Source organism: Pseudomonas sp. LBUM1679, from assembly GCF_059695565.1.
On the sequence record NZ_CP166774.1, the window covers coordinates 6,249,793 to 6,271,259 of the forward strand.

Genomic DNA, 21,467 nt, shown 5'->3' on the forward strand with positions numbered 1-21,467 from the left:
GAGATTCACATGTCACTGTTGGAAATCAAGAATCTCAACGTTCGCTTCGGCGACAAAAACGCCGTTCCGGTGGTCGACGGGCTCGATATCACCGTGGACAAGGGCGAAGTGCTGGCCATCGTGGGCGAGTCGGGTTCCGGCAAGTCCGTGACCATGATGGCGCTGATGGGCCTGATCGAACATCCGGGGATCGTCACCGCCGACGCCCTGAATTTCGACGGCAAGAACATGCTCAAACTGAGCAATCGTCAGCGTCGGCAAATCGTCGGCAAAGACCTGGCCATGGTCTTCCAGGACCCGATGACCGCACTGAACCCGAGCTACACCGTCGGTTTCCAGATCGAAGAAGTGCTGCGTCTGCATTTGAAAATGTCCGGCAAGCAAGCCCGCGCCCGCGCCATCGAGCTGCTGGAAAAAGTTGAAATCCCGGGCGCCGCCAGCCGCATGAACGCCTACCCGCATCAACTGTCCGGCGGCATGAGCCAGCGTGTTGCGATCGCCATGGCGATTGCCGGCGAACCGAAACTGCTGATCGCCGACGAACCGACCACTGCGCTGGACGTAACGATTCAGGCGCAGATCATGGACCTGCTGCTGGCCCTGCAGAAAGAACAGAACATGGGCCTGGTGCTGATCACCCACGACCTCGCGGTCGTGGCCGAAACCGCCCAGCGTGTGTGCGTGATGTACGCGGGGCAAGCGGTCGAAGTCGGTCAGGTGCCACAGTTGTTCGACATCCCGGCGCACCCGTACAGCGAAGCGCTGCTCAAGGCGATTCCGGAACACAGCCTCGGGGCCGCACGCCTGTCAACCTTGCCGGGCATCGTCCCCGGTCGTTACGACCGTCCGCAAGGCTGCCTGCTGTCGCCGCGCTGCCCCTACGTGCAGGAAAACTGCCGCACGCAACGTCCGGCCCTTGACCCGAAAAGCAACAGCCTCGCCCGCTGCTTCTACCCGCTGAATCAGGAGGTGGCGTAATGGCCGTCGTACTTACCGCCCGCAACCTGACCCGTCACTACGAAGTGTCCCGCGGCCTGTTCAAGGGCCACGCCACCGTGCGTGCCCTGAACGGTGTGTCGTTCGAACTGGAAGCCGGCAAGACCCTCGCTGTCGTCGGCGAATCGGGCTGCGGCAAATCCACCCTGGCCCGTGCCCTGACCCTGATCGAGGAGCCATCCTCCGGCTCCTTGAAAATCGCCGGACAGGAAGTCACCGGCGCCGACAAGGCCCAGCGCAAACAGCTGCGCAAAGACGTGCAGATGGTATTCCAGAGCCCCTACGCCTCGTTGAACCCGCGGCAGAAAGTCGGTGATCAGCTGGCCGAGCCGCTGCTGATCAACACCAACCTGAGCGCCACGGAACGCCGCGAGAAAGTCCAGGCGATGATGAAGCAGGTGGGCTTGCGCCCTGAGCACTACCAGCGTTATCCACACATGTTCTCCGGCGGTCAGCGCCAGCGGATCGCCCTGGCCCGGGCGATGATGCTGCAACCGAAAGTGCTGGTGGCGGACGAACCGACTTCGGCGCTGGACGTGTCGATTCAGGCGCAGGTGCTGAACCTGTTCATGGATTTGCAGCAAGAGTTCAACACCGCCTACGTGTTCATCTCCCACAACCTGGCGGTGGTGCGTCACGTCGCCGACCACGTGATGGTGATGTACCTCGGCCGCCCGGTGGAAATGGGTCCGAAAGAAGACATCTACACCCGTCCCCTGCACCCCTACACCCAGGCGCTGTTGTCGGCGACGCCGACCATCCACCCGGACCCGGACAAGCCGAAAATCAAGATCGTCGGCGAACTGCCCAACCCGCTGAACCCGCCGTCCGGCTGCGCGTTCCACAAGCGCTGCCCGTACGCGACCGAGCGTTGCAGCACTGAAGAACCGGCCCTGCGCCTGCTCGACAGCCGGCAGGTGGCGTGTCACTACGCCGAACAGTTCCTCGGCGGCGCGGCATAAGCAAACCTGGAACCGACACAAAAAACTGTGGGAGCGAGCTTGCTCGCGAAGGCGGAGGATCAGTCAATGAAAGTATCGACTGACACTCCGCTTTCGCGAGCAAGCTCGCTCCCACAGGGACTGCGTTTAACCCAGGGATAAGTGTTAACCAAACCTCTTCCACCGCGATTGCACATCAGTCGAGGCAGAAGAGGTTTTCTTTTGCCTGCGTTTTACGTCTGGCTGTCGTCCTCGCCCTCGTCACCGTCCATCGAATCGTCATCGCCCGCGCTGCCACCCTGCCCCTGGTCACCGGGCTCTGATTCGGATTTGGCGATCATCGTCTCGCTCTGCGTGCCCTGCCAATTCCAGGCCTGTTTGTCATGCTCCTGACATTCCGCCCACGCCGCCGACGAACCGAGGGACAGCAGCACCAACACCTTCAGCAACAACACACCGCGTAGAAACATGCTCATAGCCGATTCCCTCTTGCCCACGACGAACCCGGATGCCGTGGCGTATGTGCGAGATTCAGTTGCAATCGAGCGGGTTCTCAAAGTAGGACGTTGATGATCGCCGGGAAATGCCACGGGTGCAGAGAATGGTTTTGCATAAGGTTTATCGCCAAAGTCACTAACGCAGACGCCCTCCTGTGGGAGCGAGCTTGCTCGCGATAGCAATCCATCATTCAACAAATTTGGCGACTGGCAGTCAGCTATCGCGAGCAAGCTCGCTCCCACAGGGGAAAGTGTTGCCCCAAAGAAAAACCCCGCAGCTTTCGCAACGGGGCTTTTGGTGTTTCAGGTCAGCGCTTAATGATGCTCACGGGTCGCGCGGAATTTCACGTCCGGCCAGCGCTCTTCCATCAGCGCCAGGTTGACCCGGGTCGGGGCCAGGTAGGTCAGGTGACCGCCGCCGTCGATGGCGAGGTTTTCCACAGCCTTGATCTGGAACTCTTCGAGTTTCTTCTTATCGCTGCAATCGATCCAGCGCGCGGAATAGACGGTGATCGGCTCATAGGAGCACTCGACCTTGTATTCCTCTTTCAAACGACTGGCGACCACATCGAACTGCAGCACACCGACGGCGCCGAGGATGATGTCGTTGCTGCGCGTCGGGAAGAACACTTGAGTCGCGCCCTCTTCCGCCAGTTGCTGCAGACCCTGACGCAGTTGCTTGGATTTCAGCGGATCACGCAGGCGTACGCGACGGAACAGTTCCGGGGCGAAGTGCGGGATGCCGGTGAAGCCCAGGACTTCGCCTTCGGTGAAGGTGTCGCCGATCTGGATGGTGCCGTGGTTGTGCAGGCCGATGATGTCGCCAGCAAACGCTTCCTCAAGCTGCTCACGCTCGGAGGAGAAGAACGTCAGCGCGTCGCCGATCCGCACGTCCTTGCCGGTGCGCACGTGACGCATTTTCATGCCTTTTTCGTACTTGCCGGAGCAAATGCGCATGAAAGCGATACGGTCGCGGTGTTTCGGGTCCATGTTTGCCTGGATCTTGAACACGAAGCCGGCAAATTTTTCTTCGACCGGTTCCACGGTGCGCTCGTTGGCCACACGGGCCAGCGGTTTCGGCGCCCAGTCGACCACGGCGTCGAGCACGTGATCGACACCGAAGTTGCCCAGTGCGGTACCGAAGAACACCGGGGTCAGTTGGCCGTCGAGGAACTCCTGTTGATTGAATTCGTGGCAGGCGCCCTGTACCAGTTCCAGCTGATCAACGAAGCGATCGTACTCGTCGCCCAGGTGTGCGCGGGCTTCATCGGAGTCGAGTTTCTCGATGATTTTCACATCGGTACGTTCGTGGCCGTGACCGGCGGTGTAGACGATGATGTAGTCGTCCGCGAGGTGATAAACGCCTTTGAAGTCGCGGTAGCAACCGATCGGCCAGGTGATCGGCGCGGCCTTGATCTTCAAAACCGCTTCGATTTCGTCGAGCAGTTCGATCGGGTCGCGGATGTCACGGTCGAGTTTGTTGATAAAGCTGACGATCGGCGTATCCCGCAGACGGCAGACGTCCATCAGGGCGATGGTCCGAGGCTCTACACCCTTACCGCCGTCGAGGACCATCAAGGCCGAATCCACCGCCGTCAGGGTGCGATAGGTATCTTCGGAGAAGTCTTCGTGGCCCGGGGTGTCGAGCAGGTTGATCATGTGGTCGCGATACGGGAACTGCATGACCGACGTGGTAATGGAAATACCCCGTTGTTTTTCCATTTCCATCCAGTCGGAGGTGGCATGGCGGTCGGACTTGCGAGATTTCACCGTGCCAGCAATCGCAATCGCCTTGCCCATCAGCAAGAGCTTCTCGGTGATGGTGGTTTTACCGGCATCGGGGTGGGAAATAATGGCAAACGTGCGTCTGGCGTTGACTTCATTGACAATTTTACTATCGGACATCGCTTAAAATCTCGATTGTGTACGCTGATATGTACACAGTTAAAAAAGTACCTTTGGCCGATTGCAAAGGCCAACACAGAGAACCGCGCATTGTAACAAATGGCGGCCAAGAGTGCCCGGTACGATGGCGTCCATACTGTTGAGCGCAGCATCAGTAGGCCTGCCCACAAGAAGCCGTTCGGAGGCCTACCCCCAGCTTCACCCATACCCAACACGCTCTAGGCACGGTACGAAAAGTACTGTCGTAGACACGCCACTAGCAAGCGAAGTGACCATCGCTGCAAAATTTTCCGCCAGCTCGCAGTAGCGTGTACCCAGGCGGCGGTGCTCCTTTAGCCAGCCAATAGCCGTTCGATGGCATTATCACTCAGGCATCTATAGTGAGGTTTTGCTGAATGGCCACGCCTCGTTAGCCTTACATCTGTTCATAAATTCGCTTAAAGAAACACAAGAAAACTCTTCGATCCTAGTCGAAACTATCGTCGGATACAGCGTAATCATTGCATATCCGGCAAAATCCAATTTGGTGGTGAGATTGAACCTGTGAAAAAAATGCCTTTCGATGCTCTCAACATTATCCACCACCCAATTATATTTCTTTATGAATTTCGCGCTATAGCTGTCCGCCCCTTCAGTAAATTTATAGATATCGTCACGAAACATTTTTGCTTCTGTAGCGAACCCGACCTGCTTAACCTCTATTACCACCAGTAGTTTTTGGGCCTCATGAAAACCGATGAAATCAATCTCGCCAACTTCCGCTGGAATTTTCAATCGTTCAGTCTTGCTCGTGATCAACGTCTTAACCGAAGCAGACCCAGTTATACCTATCGTCCCCAAATTTTGTTCTACTACCTTTTCGAACCACCGACCAGCCTTAAGAGATAAGGCATCGAGAGCCTTGCTCACGCTCTTAGAGCGCCACTCAGATGGCAGCTTCCTAAATGGCACATCTGCAACTAGAAGCCCTAAAGCTTCAAAAGCCATTCGTCGGGAGAAGAATACAAAAGTCACACCATTATAGCGGTCTTTAAAAAACGCTCGCTTGTACGCACGAAACTCCTGCTTTGGTCGGAATAATACACGCTCCTCCATAGACTCGGCGCTCAGGGAAAACCCATCAATAATAAGCTCAGCCTGTGATGGCGTGATACCGAAGGCGCCTGCCATCGTAGCGACCGCTTCCTCCCATATAAAGCCACCAGCCTCTTCGGGTTGCTCACGATTACTATATGTGTCAATAATCCACCCAATCGTCTCAATAGTATTTTTATAACTAAGCCCCATCATCTCTACAAAGCTTGCATCTAATATTTCCCCGTGCGCCACGGAGTCATTAAGAAACATGGGGGATGGTATATATTTTGAAAAACCCTGAACCGACTCGCGAATATCAAACTTGATACTGCCGTCTTGCTCAACATTGAAATAGGTATGCTCGTTAGGATCAAGCTTCAATGTGACTTCATCATGAAGCATTTGATAACCATCGCTCCTCTGATACAGACTGATCAACTCTTCAGCAGCGATGAAGACCATGGAGATAGCGTCCTCTTGTTCCTCTTGGCTGGCGGCGATTTTGCTGTCATCCATTCTCGAAATACAGAGCAATTCCAGAATATGTTTTATAGCTCTCCGCGCATGGCCCGCATAACCCCAAAGTTCCTCATCATCCGCGGATAGCTTATTGAGCTTGTAAGCATCTGCTACTTTTCCGTAGCGTTCGTACTCCGCGGTTAGGAAAGATACAAATTCTCGGGAATCAACCTTGGGGAGATACTCATCCAAGATTTTGTAGTATTGGTCGTACATTAGATTTACGATACTGACAATTACTGACTTATCAATGTACACACCTGGGCTGAATCGCTTGAAAACGGCATCTCTGATTCTCTTGTACACCCTATTCTCATGTGCCTGGCTTGACCTGAAAATCTCAATACCACCAACATTGCGACTTTTTAGCACAAATCATTCCTCAACTTGACCACACACGTATCCATTGTTTAGGCAGCTAGCCCAGCATCAGAAAGCAAAGTGTTCGGATGCTACCACCATAGCGATGGCATATGGCCGCACTCCCCCTGAAATTTTGAGGGTTTCGCAGAGCGCAGAAGCCACCACCTTCTGCACGGACAGCCAGTTCCTAGGTTCTGTATGGAAACCTGTGAAGCCCCATCACAGCCCTCGGCGGCCTGACTTTTCGTAGAGTTCTCGCCTTTTAGGCGAAGGATTCTGCCATGCCCAAGCGATACGAACTTTCCGACGCAGATTGGAGATGGTCGCTGATCTTTTCACTGCTCATCAGCGCACTGGGCGCCCAAGAGCTGACAATCAGTGAGTTGTGGGTGCTTTGCTCGGGTGCAGTATGGCGGGACATGCCAGAGCCGTTCGGCCCATGGTCGACGGTCTATCAACGCTTTCGAGACTGGCGAAACCAAGGCACCTTCAACAAGATGCTCAAGCGGTTACACGTCAAGCTCAACGCGCAAGGATTGATTGACTGGAATCCCTGGTGCATCGACTCAACGGCAGTGAGGGCCACCCGAGCCTCTTCTGAAGCAGGTCAAAAAGGGGGCGGAAGAACCGAGGGACCACGCGCTTGGACGAAGTCGGGGTGGGTTAACGAGACTCCAAATGATATAAGTGGCGTTGCTGACATTTCGCTAGATGGGCAAGGTCGCTGGAAAGAAGACCTGAAAAAATAAATGCGCAGTGCAGGATACCAAGTGTGAAACTTAATACGAGCAGTTTAGATCACTATAAAGACTCTTTTTGCAGCGTTGGTTGGTTTATACCGTCATATGTAACACTTGGATACCTCAACCTGCTTTATAAGGCGATAAGTGACAAGGGTGAGTTTTTCAGTCAAGGTGATCTTGAAGCGGCGCTTTCTTTCATATATTCAGCAGATAATCTGGCGGCAATGATCACCGAGCGTTACCCGGCCACCCCCTATATACAAGACTATAAGATGATTATTGGAGAGGCAATCCAAGCTCATTTTCTTGGTCTTGATCACGTCGCGGTTGCTGGGTTAATGCCAGTGATAGAAGGCGTAGGAAAAAAACTAGCGGCTAGCCGAAGTGTCAAATACAGCTCGATCACGGATGTGTTTGTCAATCTTGCGACGGACTGTAAAAATTACTCCATAAAAAATAGTATTGGAGCAGTTGGAGAGATCATCTCGATGATGGACTCTTTTGTAGATTTTTCCAAAAACCATCTTTACACAAACTCTAATAACTACGCATTTACGGACAAGACAAATAGGCATGGAATTTTGCACGGCGCTTACTCCGACAATGACTACGGAGCACCCATTAATTTTTACAAATCAATAGCAGCAGTTGATTTTTTATGTTTTGTATCTGCATTTAGAGCGCAAATTTCGTGGTTTGCGCCGTCCCCGACTGAGCGTTCAAGGGAGATTGGTAACTATTATAGAGCGTGCGCGGCATTATCAAAGGTGAGCCCTATATAACGATATAGAAATCCATTTATCTTTGCTAGGTGGAGGGCGTTACCTCTCCCTGTCATGCTCATCACTTTTGCTATGAGTATGACAGGGAGAAATAGCTGGCTTAGGTTGTTCCGAGCCTCCGCTTTCCACCCGTTCTTGATGTCCTTTACGAGACGCCGCTGCTGCTCGTTCAAACGCGGCGATAAGATCGGGAGTATCTCTGAGCGGCTGGCGCTTTACCCTTTCAAAAGTTGCCAGCACATCGGGGGCAGCTCTCTCTGGCAGCAAATGCTCGTGATTAACGATCTCAACCAGCGACGGCATCACGCCATCCTCGCCGCGTGCCCTGACATGCTGATCGCGCTTGTTATCTCGCATGAATGCAGATAGCTCTCGCCTATCCACTTTTTCAAGGGATGATGCCTTGCGTTCAATGTCGATTGCCTGAAGCTTGAGGCGGAAATCCAAAGTCTTGGCATCCTGTGTTTGGCGTGCTTTCAGCTGAGCCTGCTGTTCGAGATGAGCGTGAATACGTTTGGCATCTTGATAATGGTGCAATTTCTGGCGTAAGAAATTGACTCCGCTGACCCTGCCCCAGAATTCAGACAAGCCCTTGGGGCGGTTTTGATACCGCTCCCGGCGAACGGCTTTCATCATGGCAAAGTGGCCTGTACGCAATTTGTCCCGCTCTGCCCGGTGCTTTTCCTTCTGCGCAAGACGCAGGCAATGTTGTCGATGCTTGAGTGCTTCTCGCTCCTGCTCTATCGCGCGACGCCGCTCCATCTGGCCGTGCTTCAGCTCGGCGAGCCGGTCGGCGTAGTTATCTTCTCTAACGGCTCGCTCGATCAGCTTGCGGTGCGCCGCAACAAGCTTCTCAGCCTCCTGGACGGTCGGCAGTGATTCACACGGGAACTCTTTCTCAAGAAACTCACGGATGTCCTTTGAACGAATGGACTTATCATCGACTAGCTTTGGTAGCGCGTTCACGTTGCCGTAAAGATCGACCAGAATATAGGGGCGATTTCCGGTGGCCAGCATGTAGCCCCGCTCGGCGAGCGCGTGCACGAACGACCGGGCGTCGTCACTCTGCTGCCAGGCTTCCGTAACCTGCCGCTTATGGTCTTCTTTGGAGAGCCCGGTCTGCCGTAGCTGCGCCTGCTCGTAGAGGGAGATCTGCCCGACCTTTCTGGACTTTTCATACCCAGCGGGAAGCGTCAGACCGTGATCACGGGCGAAACCCCGCGTCACCCGCATCAGCTTGTCCCGGTCAAAGGCCAGATGGACAGCTTTCTGATTATCAGCATCAATCCGTGACCAGACCACATGGCAGTGTTCACGACCATCCTTGATATGGAACACCACGGCGCGGGGTTGATCGCCTAACCCCAGGACATCCTCGGTGCGCCGAACATAGTCAAGGTATTGATCGCGCGTCAGCGGCCCCTGCGCGGGATTAGGGTTGATCGACAGGCTGTAGAGATACTTATCGCACCGGGTCAGCGTATCGGCCTGTACCTGCCACTCTTTGAAAGCACCGTGCAGATCTCCGGCAATGGCCCCTCGCAGATCAGCTACCTCGGCCAACTCATTGTCGTAGGCATTCAGAAGGTGAGTGGCCAGGTCTTGGCCGCTTCCCCGCTGTGAGGCAAAAGGGATCATGGGTCCCTCCCCAAGGCCAGCATGAGATAGCTTCTGATTTCAGCCAGCTCGTCCCGGCACTCCTGGAGAATCAGGCTGGGGCTGCTATCGGTGGACGAGCGACCAGCCTGCTCCAGCCGGTCGTTAATGCGGGCCGCTTGCGACAACAGCATGGCAACCATCTTCTGATCCAGCGGCGAAACACGTTTAGACCTGGGAGCGGTCCTGCCGAAAATGGCGTCAGTGATGTAGCCGTTAATGGACTGACCTGAGTTCTGCACCCGCGCGTGAAACTCCTCGCGCAACCTTTCGGGTGGGCGGTAAGAGATCGGCGCGTCGCGTTTATTCTTTGATCTGGTCATGCCGCCAACATAGCTGCTTCTAAAAAGCCGTCTCCTCCTGGTTTCCTCTCGTCTTCAGCACCGCGCAGTGGTCGATGGAATTCCAAAGGGAGAGCTGAATCTCTCTTTGGTCGGCACCGGGCCGAAACCCGGTCGTGGGTCCAGGGATGCGAAAGTCCCTGGTCGTGGGTTGCAAGGGGCGATGAAGTAGCCCTTTGCTCGATGGGTTCAGGGAGAGCCGAAGTCTCCCTGATCGTGTGCAACGGCGAAACGTTGCGTCTAATCCCTTAGCAAAAATGTTCCCTAGAACATTTGCGCTTAGGGATTCCAAGGGGGGATCGCGGGGGACTGGAAGTCCCCACGCAAGGTGGGCGTGGTACTACCACGCACACCTTGTGCTCACTTCGTTCGCAACTGGCCCTTGAGTCCAGTTTAAGGCTGGGGGTATGAAGATTTTCTAAAAGAAACGACGACTGCTGATGCAGTTTCCGAATTTCTTTTGCGCTCTTCATTGCCTGATAGCATTTGTTTTTGTGGATGTGAATACAAAAATCATAGGAGCCCGCGGACTGCATTGCGGCACTCGCAAATGCATGCGGGAGATTTAGGCGGATCATGACGGATTGATATGGATTGAAGAAAAAAGACGAGCCTTGCGGCTCGCCTTTTCTGTTTTCAATCAGCGATGGCTATTCGCCTGACTGGTCGGTGCTTTCGATTTCGTAAAGCATGAAGTCGGAGACGACCTGCGTCCCGGCTAACTTTATGTAGAACGATCCATCAGTATTTTTCCAGGCGACGCCGATGCGTTCGTACACGGCATTTTCGCCTGAGCCTTTACGCACCTTCGCGACGAAGCCGGGTTTCTTGGAGTCAGAGGCGGTTGTTTTGGTATTCATGTTGAGTCTCCTTTTTTGCTTGAGGCTGGGTTATTCCAGCGACGAGCCCCAGCAGCCAGCGAGCGACGACGTGTCATGGGCAACACGGGCCTGCACAGGGCGATAGCCCGAACAGGTGCAGGCTTGGCGCGGGCCGCCCATTGATACGCCGCCAGAGGTTTCGGCGAGCGATGGCTATGGGTAAAGGCTTATAGCTGGGATAAAAGCAGCCCAGAAAAGGGAGTATCTAAATACCGCAAACGCATGCTGACTGAGCGAGAGGATATCGGGGGGAAGGCTGCATACAAGCGCATGTAATGCTCGTGGCAACACCGACGGTGAGGCCAAAATCATGAGTGATTTCTTCAAGGAGTTTATGCGGGACGTACCGCGTGGCGACTCCACCCGCCCCTTACGGGAGCAGAAAGTTCCTCAAGCGCGGTGGATGATGCTCGAAGACATCGCAGCGAGCCGCACACTATCGTATGACCCACTCCAGCCGGGGAAAAAAGTCCTGATCGGTGCGATGGGGAAGCAACTCATTGGCATCGAGGATGACCGCCATATTCTTACCGTGGCGGGCTCCCGATCTGGTAAATCGGTCGGCCTGATCAGCAATTTGCTGTTCTATCCCGGAAGCATTCTGGCAACCGACCCCAAGGGCGAACTGGCTGATATTACGGCAGACAGACGCGCGGCCCTGGGGCAGAGGGTTTATGTCGTTGACCCCTTCGGGGTTTCCAGCAAAGCAGCCTCAAAATACCGCGCCTCGTACAATCCCATGAGTCTCCTGAAAACAGGCAGTGAAACATTTCTTGAGGATGCCGCGCTGATCGCCGAGTCGATTGTCGTGCAGTCAGCAGATCAGAAAGACCCGCACTGGGATGAGTCTGCCAAGAACTTTATCGAGGGCGTGATTATTCACGTCGCAACCTACTCTCGATACGACAAGGAACGGCATCTCATCATGGTGAGGGAGCTGATCAAGCGGGCACTATGGGTTGAGCCTGGAGATGATGAAGAGAAGGCAAAGCCTCTCCTCTATGAGGAGATGATGGACAACGGCTACCGGCTGCAAGACCGCGCGAAAACAGAAGACATTGGCAGCGCCGTCATGGCGGCGGCGCTCGATTTCTACGGCAAGAAAGGAGCGGAGCTTTCCGGTGTTCACTCGACGGTGAACCGGCACACCAAATTTCTCGACTACTCAGCCTTTCGCAAGGTTTTGAAAGAGCATGATTTTGATTTGTCGGAGCTGAAAAGCAATCCGACAGGCGTCAGTATCTACCTGTGTTTTCCCGCGACGCGGATCGAGATAGCCAGGCGTTGGATGCGGATTTTCATCAATCAACTGCTCGACACAATGGAGCGGGAAAAAACAATCCCGCCTACCCCCGTTCTGGCCTGCCTCGATGAGTTCCCGGTCCTTGGCTATATGAAGCAACTCGAAACCGCTTCCGGCCTGATTGCCTCATTTGGTGTGAAGCTCTGGGTCATCCTTCAGGACTGGAGCCAGGGTAAAGCTCTGTACGGCGAGCGGTGGGAAACCTTTGCAGGCAATGCCGGGATCATGCAGTTCTTTGGCAACAACGATATGGCGACGACTGAATATATTTCCAAGCTGCTTGGTAAAACGCAGGTGGAAGTCGCGCGCACGGGAGAGGTCGCGCAGGATCAACAGCACAAAGGGTTATCGGGCCGGTCGGAAGCTATCGAGCTTTACGACATGATGACGCCGGATGAAATCAGGCGACATTTCTCGCGCAGTGATCGGTTCAAACGACAGATCATCCTCTGGGCGGGCCGTCACCCGATGATGTTGCAACGGGTGATCTGGTACGAACTAGATAACTCAGCCTGATCGTTTTTGTCCTGATTGCAGACTAATAAACAGGCTTACGGAATCTCGTAGAAAACCATGGGCCTTGAGATATCCGTTGAGCCTTCGCATTGAACTCAAACGTCACATGTTCGTCTAGCGCATAAGCTGATGGCTATCTCCGAGAGAAATGTCGACAGTACAGCAAGACTTCACTCCCACTCACACTTTCATTCGGTTTCTACAATGGGAAAGCTACGGATCGATTACCAACATTCATGGCTGGCCGTAATCGGCCATAGCGTAAATTTAGACAGTGTCCGCTTTGGGATCGTCGCTTGTAGCCATTCGAAAGGCAGATGTCGACCCAAGCGGCCCTTCGCAAAGGGCATCTAACGACCGACTGTGTTGAAAAAGACGGTTTTCTGAAATGGCCAGCAGAGCGATCGATGAATACACTATTTTAGGACGCTGCCACCTGAATCTGAGTCCGGCAGCCACTCTCGGAAGTAATGACGTCAATCTCAGACGCGTGCTTTTCTGCTGCGGAAACCATGGCCGACTTTTTCAACAGAATCGACCCAAAGCTGACGCTGGTGACTGGCAGAAATCAGCCAAAAACGGACGCAAACGATTAAGCTAACGGGCGGCCGAACGCGCAGCTTTTGGACGTCCAGCTCACGAAGTGAGCGGCAGTTGAGCGCATTGTTAGAAACTTGGCTGCGGGTTTGGCCATGGATTGCTAACAAACTGAGATTGCATTTCGGAAAGTCGTTGGTTCTTTACTTGCTCGCCAATTGCATAGTAGAAATTATGATTCCCAGACGCATGGCGCATAGCTTGAACTGCCTGATCAAAATTGGCGGCTTTGTAGATTAAGTGATTGTAGAAGGACATATAGGCGACTGTTACGTCGGATAGAAATTCAGTGCTTGTATTTCCGATTAGAATATCGAATGCACTGTCAAATGCATTGACCATGTTTGCGGCGTTAAAGTCAATGCATGAGGGCATACAAACATATGGGTCATGACCCTTTGCTTAGTTGTGAGTTAATAAAAGACTCCGCAGTTCTGGCCAGCCAATAAAGGATCCATCTGTTAAGCCAACGCCGGGCTTTGAGCCGTGCACGCATAGATGTAAGAATGGAATTGCATTTTTATTTGTATCGGGCTGCATCTGGCGGATTGCTTCCGGGAGACGAGTACCTAATGCGGCTTTAAAGTCTTTTACATATGGCCAGCGTGTAGTAGCAAGGTATTCGGATCGCCCTGAGAGCGTCTCGTAAGGCCGTTCCAATGCTATAGCCGTCGAACAAATCATGGTGGTTTGGGGAGTCGACAACGAAGACAAATGGCTTGTTGACAATCTGAATCATTGGGAAAATATACTCCTTGTTTCTAACGCCCAGGTTCAGCCGCTGCCCTGCCGGAGAGCCGAAGGCCCGGAGGCAGGGACGTCGGTTGGAACCTTTTGTTAGACCGGGACCGCACAATTACGCATAGAGTGAAGCAAGATGCGGGACGCCGGGTAGCTCAATTGTCGCGAGCGGAAATTCGCTGCGGCGAGGTGCTACCCGCGGCTCAACTAACCGCTGATCTGAACCTCTGAGGACGCTCATGGACTATGGATGGAATCCATCGTCCATCCACTGCTGAAATTTGAGCAGGCTTTCTTCGCTCCAAGAAGGTCCTCCCTTCGGCATCCGATCGAAAGGGTCAGTGCTGGAAAGCCTAGAGAATGTATACCGTGCATGCCAATGGTCGGCGTACACATCACTGCCGGTCGGATCACACATGAATACCGCATCGGCCAAGGGCCAATGCCTCTTATCCATACAATTGAGATCTTTTTCTCGGAACAAAGGGACGATATCAGCGACGTACGAAAGCATATTAGTCAGTCTCCTTGGCATCCCATATAAAATTATGCTCTTTACGGGCGTTCGTAATTTGTTTCGGGAACTCGAAGTCTGTCGACCATGCGAAGTCTGCCGGGAAGTTGTTGCGGATTCGCGATCGACCCAGCTGAGGAAAATGCTTCGCGTAGTCCGCTCGACTTTTCTCAGGAATCGGCACCGGAGGTGAAGTATTAAGGAGCCAAATGGAGTCTGAAAATTCCATTTTACGAGCAGGCGAGATGCTAGTGGCCTCCGACTGCGTAACTGAATATTGGTGACAGCCAATGCAGTTTGTCTTGTCGTTGTTGATATGCCCTTCTACGTAAGGATTACTACACCAACTGGTGACCTTATCAAAAGGCGATGGACTCGCTTTCGCCGCCGCCGACATCGCGTTAAAGCTCCCTTTGATTGCTGCCGCGAGAGACGGATAGTCTTTCTCGTAGCTTTTCCATGGAGCGGGATCCATCTCGTTGAAGGCGCTGGTCACACACATCTTGTAGTTGCGCCAGACCCCTTGGTTATATCCGTTGATAGATGCCGGACGATCCGCGCCGAAGTCGTTGTTGGGCTGAGGATCCCACCACAAGGTCACCCAGATCCATTCGCGTGTGTCCTTGGTGGAAAAATGGATTGCGTCGAGGCCGTAGGTTACCGCGTCATCGGCTTTTACCGAGTACATCGTACTGGTCGAACGTCCCGCCGCCTTCCCAGAGCGCCATTTTCCGTTCAGCGAACCCAGTTGACGCTCAAGCGCTGGCCCCGAGGTGTCGAAAGCCCAACCGTCGCCGCCATCGTCAATCGGTGACCATGCCGTCTTGACCATTACTGCGCTTCGAGGAAACTCGTCGAGGCAGTAGGAAAACTGTGATTTTGTTCGGGGTGGTGTGTCCGCAGTCTCTCTTCGCGACGCACAGCCCTCAATACCACGCGCCTGGGTTAGTACGTGCTCAACGAAGCTCGGGCTGAACATTGTGAAGCCTTGCCCGAGATGCGCCCGCTTTCCAGTTGGATCAGGCACCTCAAGATTCTTCAGCTGCAACAATGTTTGATTCATGTTCGCACGAGTGAGGCTTTCGCCCAGATCTTTCGTGGAATACTCGACCAATGTCCGCTCAGCGATCCTCGTCTCACTCTCGCCACAGCTACTCTCACGACATTTCTTGAGATTGCCGACATACAAATCGATGACTGAATTGGCTTCAGCGTTACCATCGTCCTCATCCCCGCCCTCATACCATGTGTGCCACAGCGGCACGTCGATGGTCATGCCATCGACCTGCAGCTTTTGAGGCGCAAGCATCGATTCGACAATCTTCCAACCTACTTGCCGCCTTTGCGACATTTCGCGTTCTAAGCGGTCGAAAAGGGTCTTAGGGTCTTCATCGATGGGCACATAGTCTGCACCGCGTTTAATTGCAAGACGTCCCTCTCGGTCCGCCTCTGTCGTGCTTGTTCCCAGCGGGGGCAACGCGTTAAGTATCCGTACCGGCCCGGTTGAGCTCGCAGATTCTTGCGCCACACCTCGCGACTCTACTGCCGCGCCTGAAGTTTCGGACCTATTGCACCCCGCCAATGTCGTTAGCGCGACTACCGCCCAAAGATTAATGCTCAGGCTACGGAACATGCTGATTCTCCCTTTCCTTCATATTCAAACGAATGCGTTCCACTGCTCAATCAGCGCGGTCCATTCCGGGACGAGGAGCGGCCCAGAATTGCTCTCAACTCCGATTTCCGGAGGGACCGCGGTCTCGTCGTCCGTATGCACCGCGATAACGTGTGTATCGGAGTCATCTTGGACAGCTCCGAGCAACACCGGAGCACCACTCGCCCCTCCCAAAGTGTCGACGGTGTAAAACAGTCGACCCTCGATCACTCCAACCGAAACTCCAGAAGCTCGCTGTTGCGTAGAGTGAATTGCTCTTCGCCGAGAATATCCGCTTATCGTCAGCGGCTCACCTCCGACGATGACCTGGTCGGAGATGCCGCACGTGAACCAACCGACGACGCGCCCCAGGTCGTCGTCGAGATGGACTGCGCCAATGTCTACATTCCGTCCGGGGGCATCCAGCCACGCCTCCGTGGCGGAAAAGCGATTTGTGGCGTAGCTACCGAACGGGGCTTCGCTCCGATCACGGCCTGGAATTACCAATATTTTCGTCGCCCATCCGAGACCTTGTTGATGATCGAACACACAGTGGGCGGCGGTGACGACGAGATTTGGGCCCGCCAGCCAACCCGTGCCATAGGCAGGAGCGTCTGCTCCCGGCCACCAGATCTCGAGGGAGCAAATCATTCGCCACGGCGCGCGAACGGTGCTAGCTACAGGGTCCCGATCATCATCGCCAATGATGCTTTTGGTATCGAGACCAAAAAAACCGACGTCCTGTGGTGAAACTGCGTCAGACATCAATTGGTTGTGTGACGCATATCTATCACTCACGAGCGATAAATCCGCGCCGGAACTGCGATTGGCAACATCTTTTCTAGGGCGCCAGTTGGAGCACGACTGCAAACTCGATTTCATAGCAACTCCGTTAGCCACCAGCCGCCAATCACACATTTGAACCGCCCCCGGCTTTTCCGGAGGCCCCTTCCCTTGAGGAGGATTGAGCGATGAGCAAGTCACCGAAAAATTTATGCGGGCCTCGCTGGCGTAGTTCCAATTCCTGAGATTCGGTGTGAACCAAGGTGAAGCGATGCTTGTCATCGTAATAGGCAGCATAGATGAACTCAGGGATTATGTGAGATCGGCGTAGCGGCAGGTCACGCAGACAGAGTTTGCAGATCATCGCCAACGCCCCAGAGCGCTCTAACGTTTTTTTAAGGGGCAGGCGAAGGCGCAGGTTTTGCCTGTCCCAGCAAACGAAGTGAGCGCCTTGAACCGATTGTTAGACAGCGGGGCCAAGGCGAACAACGATGATGGATACCGCAGAGTGGCCGAGCCGCTGCGGGCGAGTGAGCCCGAAGCAGGTGGCAGAATTGAACTTCTTGTACGCCAGCCAGGACGGCGCCAGGGCATGACCCCCACACGGGCAGCATGACGGCTTTGCTAGCCGCGCAAAAGCGGCGAAGTGACGAGAGAAGTAGCGAGCACTAAACCAACTTCCATTCGGATGTGGCCACGTTTTTGCCTAAATAACTAGGAGACAGAAGTGGCGTAATGTTTCCGCCGTTTCTGTCGCATAGCGTTCCTTGTTCATGCGTGATCCCTTGAACCCACTGATTCGGACGTTCGAAGCGCGACATGGGCATAAGAGAAAAATCGACAAGACCTACTCAGAGGTTACGAAGTCGCCGGCTGAGTGTCTATGTCGGTTATGAGGGAGGCGCCTCCACCCGTGAGTGCCTGCTTCTGGCCGATCGTGTTGAAAAAGACGGTTTTCTGAAATGGCCAGGACAGCGGTCGGTGAATACACCATTTGACAACGCTGCCACGTGAAATTTGAGTCCGGCAACCTCTCTCGGAAGTAAAGATTTCAATCTCAGACGTATGCTTTTCTGCTGCGGAAACCATGGCCGACTTTTTCAACAGAATCGGCCGATAGTTGCCTACCGCGATGAAAATCCACTCAAAACTCTCATCTGTCTACGACCCGAAATCTGTTGTCCTTGAGAGTGGCTTTGACTAGTGCTCATCGGCGGTCATTGCTAATGCGACGAGACGTAGATTGATGGCGCGGACGGCATAGGCAGCGCATACGTAGCTTTCATCCATTCAATCTCTGCCTGGGGGGGTCGGCCAAAGAGGCGTTTGAACTCGCGGCTGAATTGCGAGGCGCTTTTGTAGCCTACATTGAACGCCGCATCCGAGGCGGTCATCGCGTTGCGCAGCATCAGTAATCGCGCCTGGTGTAATCGTTCCAGATGATATGAAATTGCTTTGCGAACATCCTGGTTACGCGCCAACTGTGAAGGTAGGGAACACTCTCTAGTACGCTGGCCAAGTAGGCCGTACGGCGGAGTTGTCAGTTATTGAAGACCTGGAGAAGCAGTTTCTGGCAGCGTGGGATAATCTCCGGCTCGTCTTGGCAGCCGGTGGCTGCAAATTTGAGGTAGTAATCGAAATGACGACTTATCACGTCGATATGCACCGCCACATGTCAATCTTCAGACGCGTGAAGGATGAAGTCTTTCCAAGGAGCAAATGTGCATGGACATGCATAGGTGTCAGTGAACTCGCTCGACCGGGTCTGCTAATGGAGATCAGATGCGTCGCGGTGCACCGATGAGTTTTCGCTATACACATCTGCATGTGTCAACCATAAATGGGTGTCAATCTATGGGGCAGCAGATCTGAAATTTCACTCGCCCGTTGTGTCGGCAGACGAGTCAAAACGTCCATCAGATAAGCTCACGGATCATGCCCATTCATGCGCGCAGACTGGATCAAACTCATGATCACCGCCGCCCTTTTTCCGCTGCGTAGCGATCCTGCGAAGAGCCTGTTTTTGCGCCGAAGGGCCCATGGTCGGATCTGGTTCTCCGCCCAATTATTATCAATGGGTACGACCCCATCATTGATAAGATAGAGCTCGAACTCCGATTTCATGACCCTTTTAACGGGGCGCGTACCAGTAGGTTGCTCTGAATGGCGCCGTAAATAAGCGCTCGCGGAGCACTACATTGATGCCCCTGCTAACAAGTTTAAAGGCGTCAAAGGAGCGCGCTTTTTAATAAGAAACAATCCAAAAATTATCTAGATAGGCCCCTTGAGATAAAATAATTGTCCATTTGGTCATCTGTGGGCTTCGGCTTAAATTTCTTAGCAATTCTCTTGACAAGTTCTTTTATTTTTTCATCCGCCAACCCAGTATTATTATTTTTCATATCGCGCACATAATCATCAATAAACCCTTGGGTTTCTTGAGGTAGATGATCATCTGATAGTCGATTCATATAGAGCCTCTCCTATATATCAGCCTTCAGATGATCAAGTATTTTCCTTGACTTCTCCTTTCCGTATATAATCTCTAGATTTTCTTCAAATTCTTCGTCGGACATATTGAACACTTGGCGCAGCTCTTCATCTATGCCGTTCAAATATTCATCTTTTTTCTCAGGAGAAATAAATTTTAGCAAATTGTTTTTGAGCAACAATTTTATCTCGGCGTCCCTATTTGCAAAAGCGTGTGCAAGTTTCATTGTATTTCCTCTCTCTGCAAGAATTTGTATTGCTATCCAAAAAATACCAATTGCTGGCCCTACAGTCAACAGAGTCCTAAATGACAGAGACAAAGATAACCATAACTTATTACTCTGCTGCCCGTTATCCCAGGAAATGCCTAAGGCAATATTTAGCCATTTGAAGATCTCGCCTTTGACATCATTCGAAATAACAACATCGATACTTATGACATAAAAGAATATAGATAATCCCACAAACAGACAGCTTAAAGACGCTAACATGCAACGCTGTTCTGATAGGCTTTCTTTATCCATAATCTTTACGATCCCTCATATCGCTTTAGCATGTAAAGGATGGTCGTTAGCATGTATTCAAGGAAGGATAGCACTGGATTTTCAAGGTGGAGGAAGTCGTAGCAAATATGAAACGCAACGCACCCTGGCCGGATTTCTCACGCCACGATCCGCTACAACGCCAGCTCATTCTGTGGAAAGGCAGTCAGGGTGCATCATCACCGATAATGTCGGCAGGTGACGAGCGGCTTTCCTCATACGCTTGCCGCACCTCTTTCTTCTGGAGAAGGAGGCCCACGGCATAATCCTTGCCCCACTCATAGGCCAATTCGGAGGCAACGCGCCCTTTGTTGTCCTTGAGCAGGTAATTGCATCGCCCAGTGTTCACCAGCAGTCGAATACAGGGACGAAAGCCTGTGGCTGCTGCATAGTGCAACGCTGTCATCCCAAATTTATCCTGGGCATTTACGTCAACGCCTAACTGTATGCCTAATTCGGCACTCAGTATATTTCCGTTTTTCACTGCGCGGATAAACACATGATTCTGATATTTTTCTCGTGATGCAATTCGTGCGGCGTTGGCCTCAGCATCCTGCTGCAGTGAGAGGGTATTTGCCTTACGCTCCTTCAAAACTTCTAGGAGTCTTCTCTTAGCATTTTCATTGGCAGGATCGTTATATCCATATAACTTCCTGAACGAGTGGGCATCAAGGAGAGATAGCCATAACAGCATTGCTTTCTTTTCTTCATCACCGGCCATTTTTATTTTTCCACTGTGCGGTCGGGAATGAAACGGCAGATATTAGGGAGAGTAACCGGCTCTTCATAATAAATATCCCGTGCCCATTGACCACGGCCTGTCACCTCACCGTTTCGCATAAGAAAAAAACCGTTAGTGGCATACTCATCATGCAGTTCGCCAGCTTGTGTATAGGTCATGCGGTCACCGGGAGTGACGCCATCCAAAAAGATGTGAAGGATGTTCAGGCGGGTAACGGGGAAGCCAAAACCTTTGCGGCAAGTCTTCCTGATAAATTCGTTGGCTTTGGAGTGGTGACCGCGAGAGGACCGCTTTAGATGTGTCCTTCCTGCGGCGCTTAACTCTAATTGTACGATCTCTTCGACTCGGACATATTTGCCGGAGGGATCCGGGGTCAAATGCAGGGAGATGGTTTTGCATCCCTTTTCGTTTGGAAAACGGGCTGCACTGTAGGTAAATACTCCTGAAAATGCAGAAACTAAATCTGGCACGTCTTCATAATCGTTGGCGAAATATTCATGCATGGCAAGAAAGGCAGCCAGATCCTGCCGCTCCTCCTGAAAAACCTCGGGACTAAGTAGATCTTCATCGAACAAAAAACGAGCAATATCCTGCATGCGATTTTTGCTCATACTTTTGGTTTTTCTCTCGCCAAAACGTCGCAGTGCTTCGTCATCGAATGCCAACTCTGAATCGTCTTCTTCGTACTTCTCTTGATTGGAGATTGAGCTTGTTAAGAGATCCCGCACCTGACACCAGGACGGCATCCGTCCATTGTGCTTGCTGATCGTGCGGTAACGGCTCAAGGCCGAGCGCAGCTTTTCGATCTGCCAGTCACTGAACTCGATCTCTTCAACATCCATATCCCTTCCCCTTCAAAAGCATTGGCGCGAGGAACCGGCGAGGAA

General features: G+C 52.9%; 16 protein-coding genes and 5 pseudogenes. 6 read left to right on the forward strand and 15 right to left on the reverse strand.

Annotated features, from left to right (window positions below):
• Positions 1 to 9 precede the first annotated feature (9 nt).
• Positions 10 to 978, forward strand: a complete 969-nt coding sequence (locus tag ACA062_RS28520) for an ABC transporter ATP-binding protein (protein WP_497454014.1) — start codon at positions 10 to 12, stop codon at positions 976 to 978.
• Positions 978 to 1,958 carry a peptide ABC transporter ATP-binding protein gene (locus ACA062_RS28525; RefSeq protein WP_497454015.1) on the forward strand — a complete coding sequence of 327 codons (981 nt, stop codon included), beginning with the start codon at positions 978 to 980 and terminating at the stop codon, positions 1,956 to 1,958. The genes ACA062_RS28520 and ACA062_RS28525 overlap by 1 nt, the downstream gene beginning before the upstream one ends.
• A 212-nt stretch (positions 1,959 to 2,170) precedes the next feature.
• Here ACA062_RS28525 and ACA062_RS28530 read toward each other — a convergent pair whose 3' ends face one another.
• The 4 genes and pseudogenes from ACA062_RS28530 to ACA062_RS28545 form a co-directional block, all read right to left on the reverse strand.
• Positions 2,171 to 2,413, reverse strand: a complete 243-nt coding sequence (locus ACA062_RS28530; RefSeq protein ID WP_497454016.1) for a hypothetical protein — start codon at positions 2,411 to 2,413, stop codon at positions 2,171 to 2,173.
• A gap of 336 nt (positions 2,414 to 2,749) precedes the next feature.
• Positions 2,750 to 4,339, reverse strand: coding sequence for a peptide chain release factor 3 (locus ACA062_RS28535; protein ID WP_497454017.1), 1,590 nt, complete (start codon positions 4,337 to 4,339; stop codon positions 2,750 to 2,752).
• 218 nt (positions 4,340 to 4,557) lie between these two features.
• Positions 4,558 to 4,728: pseudogene (locus tag ACA062_RS28540) on the reverse strand (IS5/IS1182 family transposase); the annotation flags it as partial.
• On the reverse strand, positions 4,715 to 6,241 hold the full coding sequence (locus ACA062_RS28545) for a hypothetical protein (RefSeq protein ID WP_497454018.1): 1,527 nt from the start codon (positions 6,239 to 6,241) through the stop codon (positions 4,715 to 4,717). The gene ACA062_RS28545 and the pseudogene ACA062_RS28540, both read right to left, overlap by 14 nt.
• Before the next feature lie 338 nt (positions 6,242 to 6,579).
• Here ACA062_RS28545 and ACA062_RS28550 point away from each other — a divergent pair.
• Both ACA062_RS28550 and ACA062_RS28555 read left to right on the forward strand, forming a co-directional pair.
• Positions 6,580 to 6,967 (forward strand): annotated as a pseudogene (locus ACA062_RS28550) (transposase); the annotation flags it as partial.
• A gap of 103 nt (positions 6,968 to 7,070) precedes the next feature.
• Complete coding sequence (locus ACA062_RS28555; protein ID WP_497454019.1) at positions 7,071 to 7,823, forward strand: hypothetical protein; 753 nt, start codon at positions 7,071 to 7,073, stop codon at positions 7,821 to 7,823.
• A gap of 39 nt (positions 7,824 to 7,862) precedes the next feature.
• Here ACA062_RS28555 and ACA062_RS28560 read toward each other — a convergent pair whose 3' ends face one another.
• The 3 genes from ACA062_RS28560 to ACA062_RS28570 all read right to left on the reverse strand — a co-directional run bounded on the left by ACA062_RS28560 (position 7,863) and on the right by ACA062_RS28570 (position 10,680).
• On the reverse strand, positions 7,863 to 9,461 hold the full coding sequence (locus tag ACA062_RS28560) for a relaxase/mobilization nuclease domain-containing protein (protein ID WP_497454020.1): 1,599 nt from the start codon (positions 9,459 to 9,461) through the stop codon (positions 7,863 to 7,865).
• A complete protein-coding gene (locus ACA062_RS28565; RefSeq protein WP_497454021.1) occupies positions 9,458 to 9,802 on the reverse strand; it encodes a hypothetical protein in 345 nt (114 codons plus the stop codon). Before ACA062_RS28565 ends, ACA062_RS28560 begins: the two co-directional genes overlap by 4 nt.
• Before the next feature lie 668 nt (positions 9,803 to 10,470).
• Positions 10,471 to 10,680: a hypothetical protein gene (locus tag ACA062_RS28570; RefSeq protein WP_497454022.1), complete on the reverse strand. Its 210-nt coding sequence runs from the start codon at positions 10,678 to 10,680 to the stop codon at positions 10,471 to 10,473.
• A gap of 331 nt (positions 10,681 to 11,011) precedes the next feature.
• Between ACA062_RS28570 and ACA062_RS28575 the strand changes: the two genes are divergently transcribed.
• Positions 11,012 to 12,520 carry a type IV secretory system conjugative DNA transfer family protein gene (locus tag ACA062_RS28575; protein ID WP_497454023.1) on the forward strand — a complete coding sequence of 503 codons (1,509 nt, stop codon included), beginning with the start codon at positions 11,012 to 11,014 and terminating at the stop codon, positions 12,518 to 12,520.
• Between the two features lie 1,853 nt (positions 12,521 to 14,373).
• On the opposite strand, the gene ACA062_RS28580 is transcribed toward ACA062_RS28575, so the two are convergent.
• The 3 genes and pseudogenes from ACA062_RS28580 to ACA062_RS28590 form a co-directional block, all read right to left on the reverse strand.
• Complete coding sequence (locus tag ACA062_RS28580) at positions 14,374 to 15,774, reverse strand: hypothetical protein (RefSeq protein ID WP_497454024.1); 1,401 nt, start codon at positions 15,772 to 15,774, stop codon at positions 14,374 to 14,376.
• Between the two features lie 255 nt (positions 15,775 to 16,029).
• Positions 16,030 to 16,905 carry a trypsin-like serine peptidase gene (locus ACA062_RS28585; protein ID WP_497454025.1) on the reverse strand — a complete coding sequence of 292 codons (876 nt, stop codon included), beginning with the start codon at positions 16,903 to 16,905 and terminating at the stop codon, positions 16,030 to 16,032.
• Positions 16,906 to 18,029: 1,124 nt separating this feature from the next.
• A pseudogene (locus ACA062_RS28590) lies at positions 18,030 to 18,239 on the reverse strand (helix-turn-helix domain-containing protein); the annotation flags it as partial.
• A gap of 11 nt (positions 18,240 to 18,250) precedes the next feature.
• On the opposite strand from ACA062_RS28590, the pseudogene ACA062_RS28595 reads away from it, so the two are divergent.
• Positions 18,251 to 18,610: pseudogene (locus ACA062_RS28595) on the forward strand (RidA family protein).
• A 26-nt stretch (positions 18,611 to 18,636) separates the two neighbouring features.
• On the opposite strand, the pseudogene ACA062_RS28600 reads toward ACA062_RS28595, so the two are convergent.
• From ACA062_RS28600 to ACA062_RS28620, 5 genes and pseudogenes are all read right to left on the reverse strand, one after another.
• Positions 18,637 to 18,915, reverse strand: a pseudogene (locus ACA062_RS28600) (transposase domain-containing protein); the annotation flags it as partial.
• A gap of 158 nt (positions 18,916 to 19,073) precedes the next feature.
• On the reverse strand, positions 19,074 to 19,277 hold the full coding sequence (locus ACA062_RS28605; protein WP_497454026.1) for a hypothetical protein: 204 nt from the start codon (positions 19,275 to 19,277) through the stop codon (positions 19,074 to 19,076).
• A 12-nt stretch (positions 19,278 to 19,289) separates the two neighbouring features.
• The gene (locus ACA062_RS28610; protein ID WP_497454027.1) at positions 19,290 to 19,820 is read right to left on the reverse strand and encodes a hypothetical protein; all 531 of its coding nucleotides are present in this window, start codon (positions 19,818 to 19,820) and stop codon (positions 19,290 to 19,292) included.
• Positions 19,821 to 20,004: 184 nt separating this feature from the next.
• On the reverse strand, positions 20,005 to 20,559 hold the full coding sequence (locus ACA062_RS28615; protein ID WP_497454028.1) for an ankyrin repeat domain-containing protein: 555 nt from the start codon (positions 20,557 to 20,559) through the stop codon (positions 20,005 to 20,007).
• A gap of 2 nt (positions 20,560 to 20,561) precedes the next feature.
• A complete protein-coding gene (locus tag ACA062_RS28620; protein WP_497454029.1) occupies positions 20,562 to 21,422 on the reverse strand; it encodes a hypothetical protein in 861 nt (286 codons plus the stop codon).
• Positions 21,423 to 21,467 lie beyond the last annotated feature (45 nt).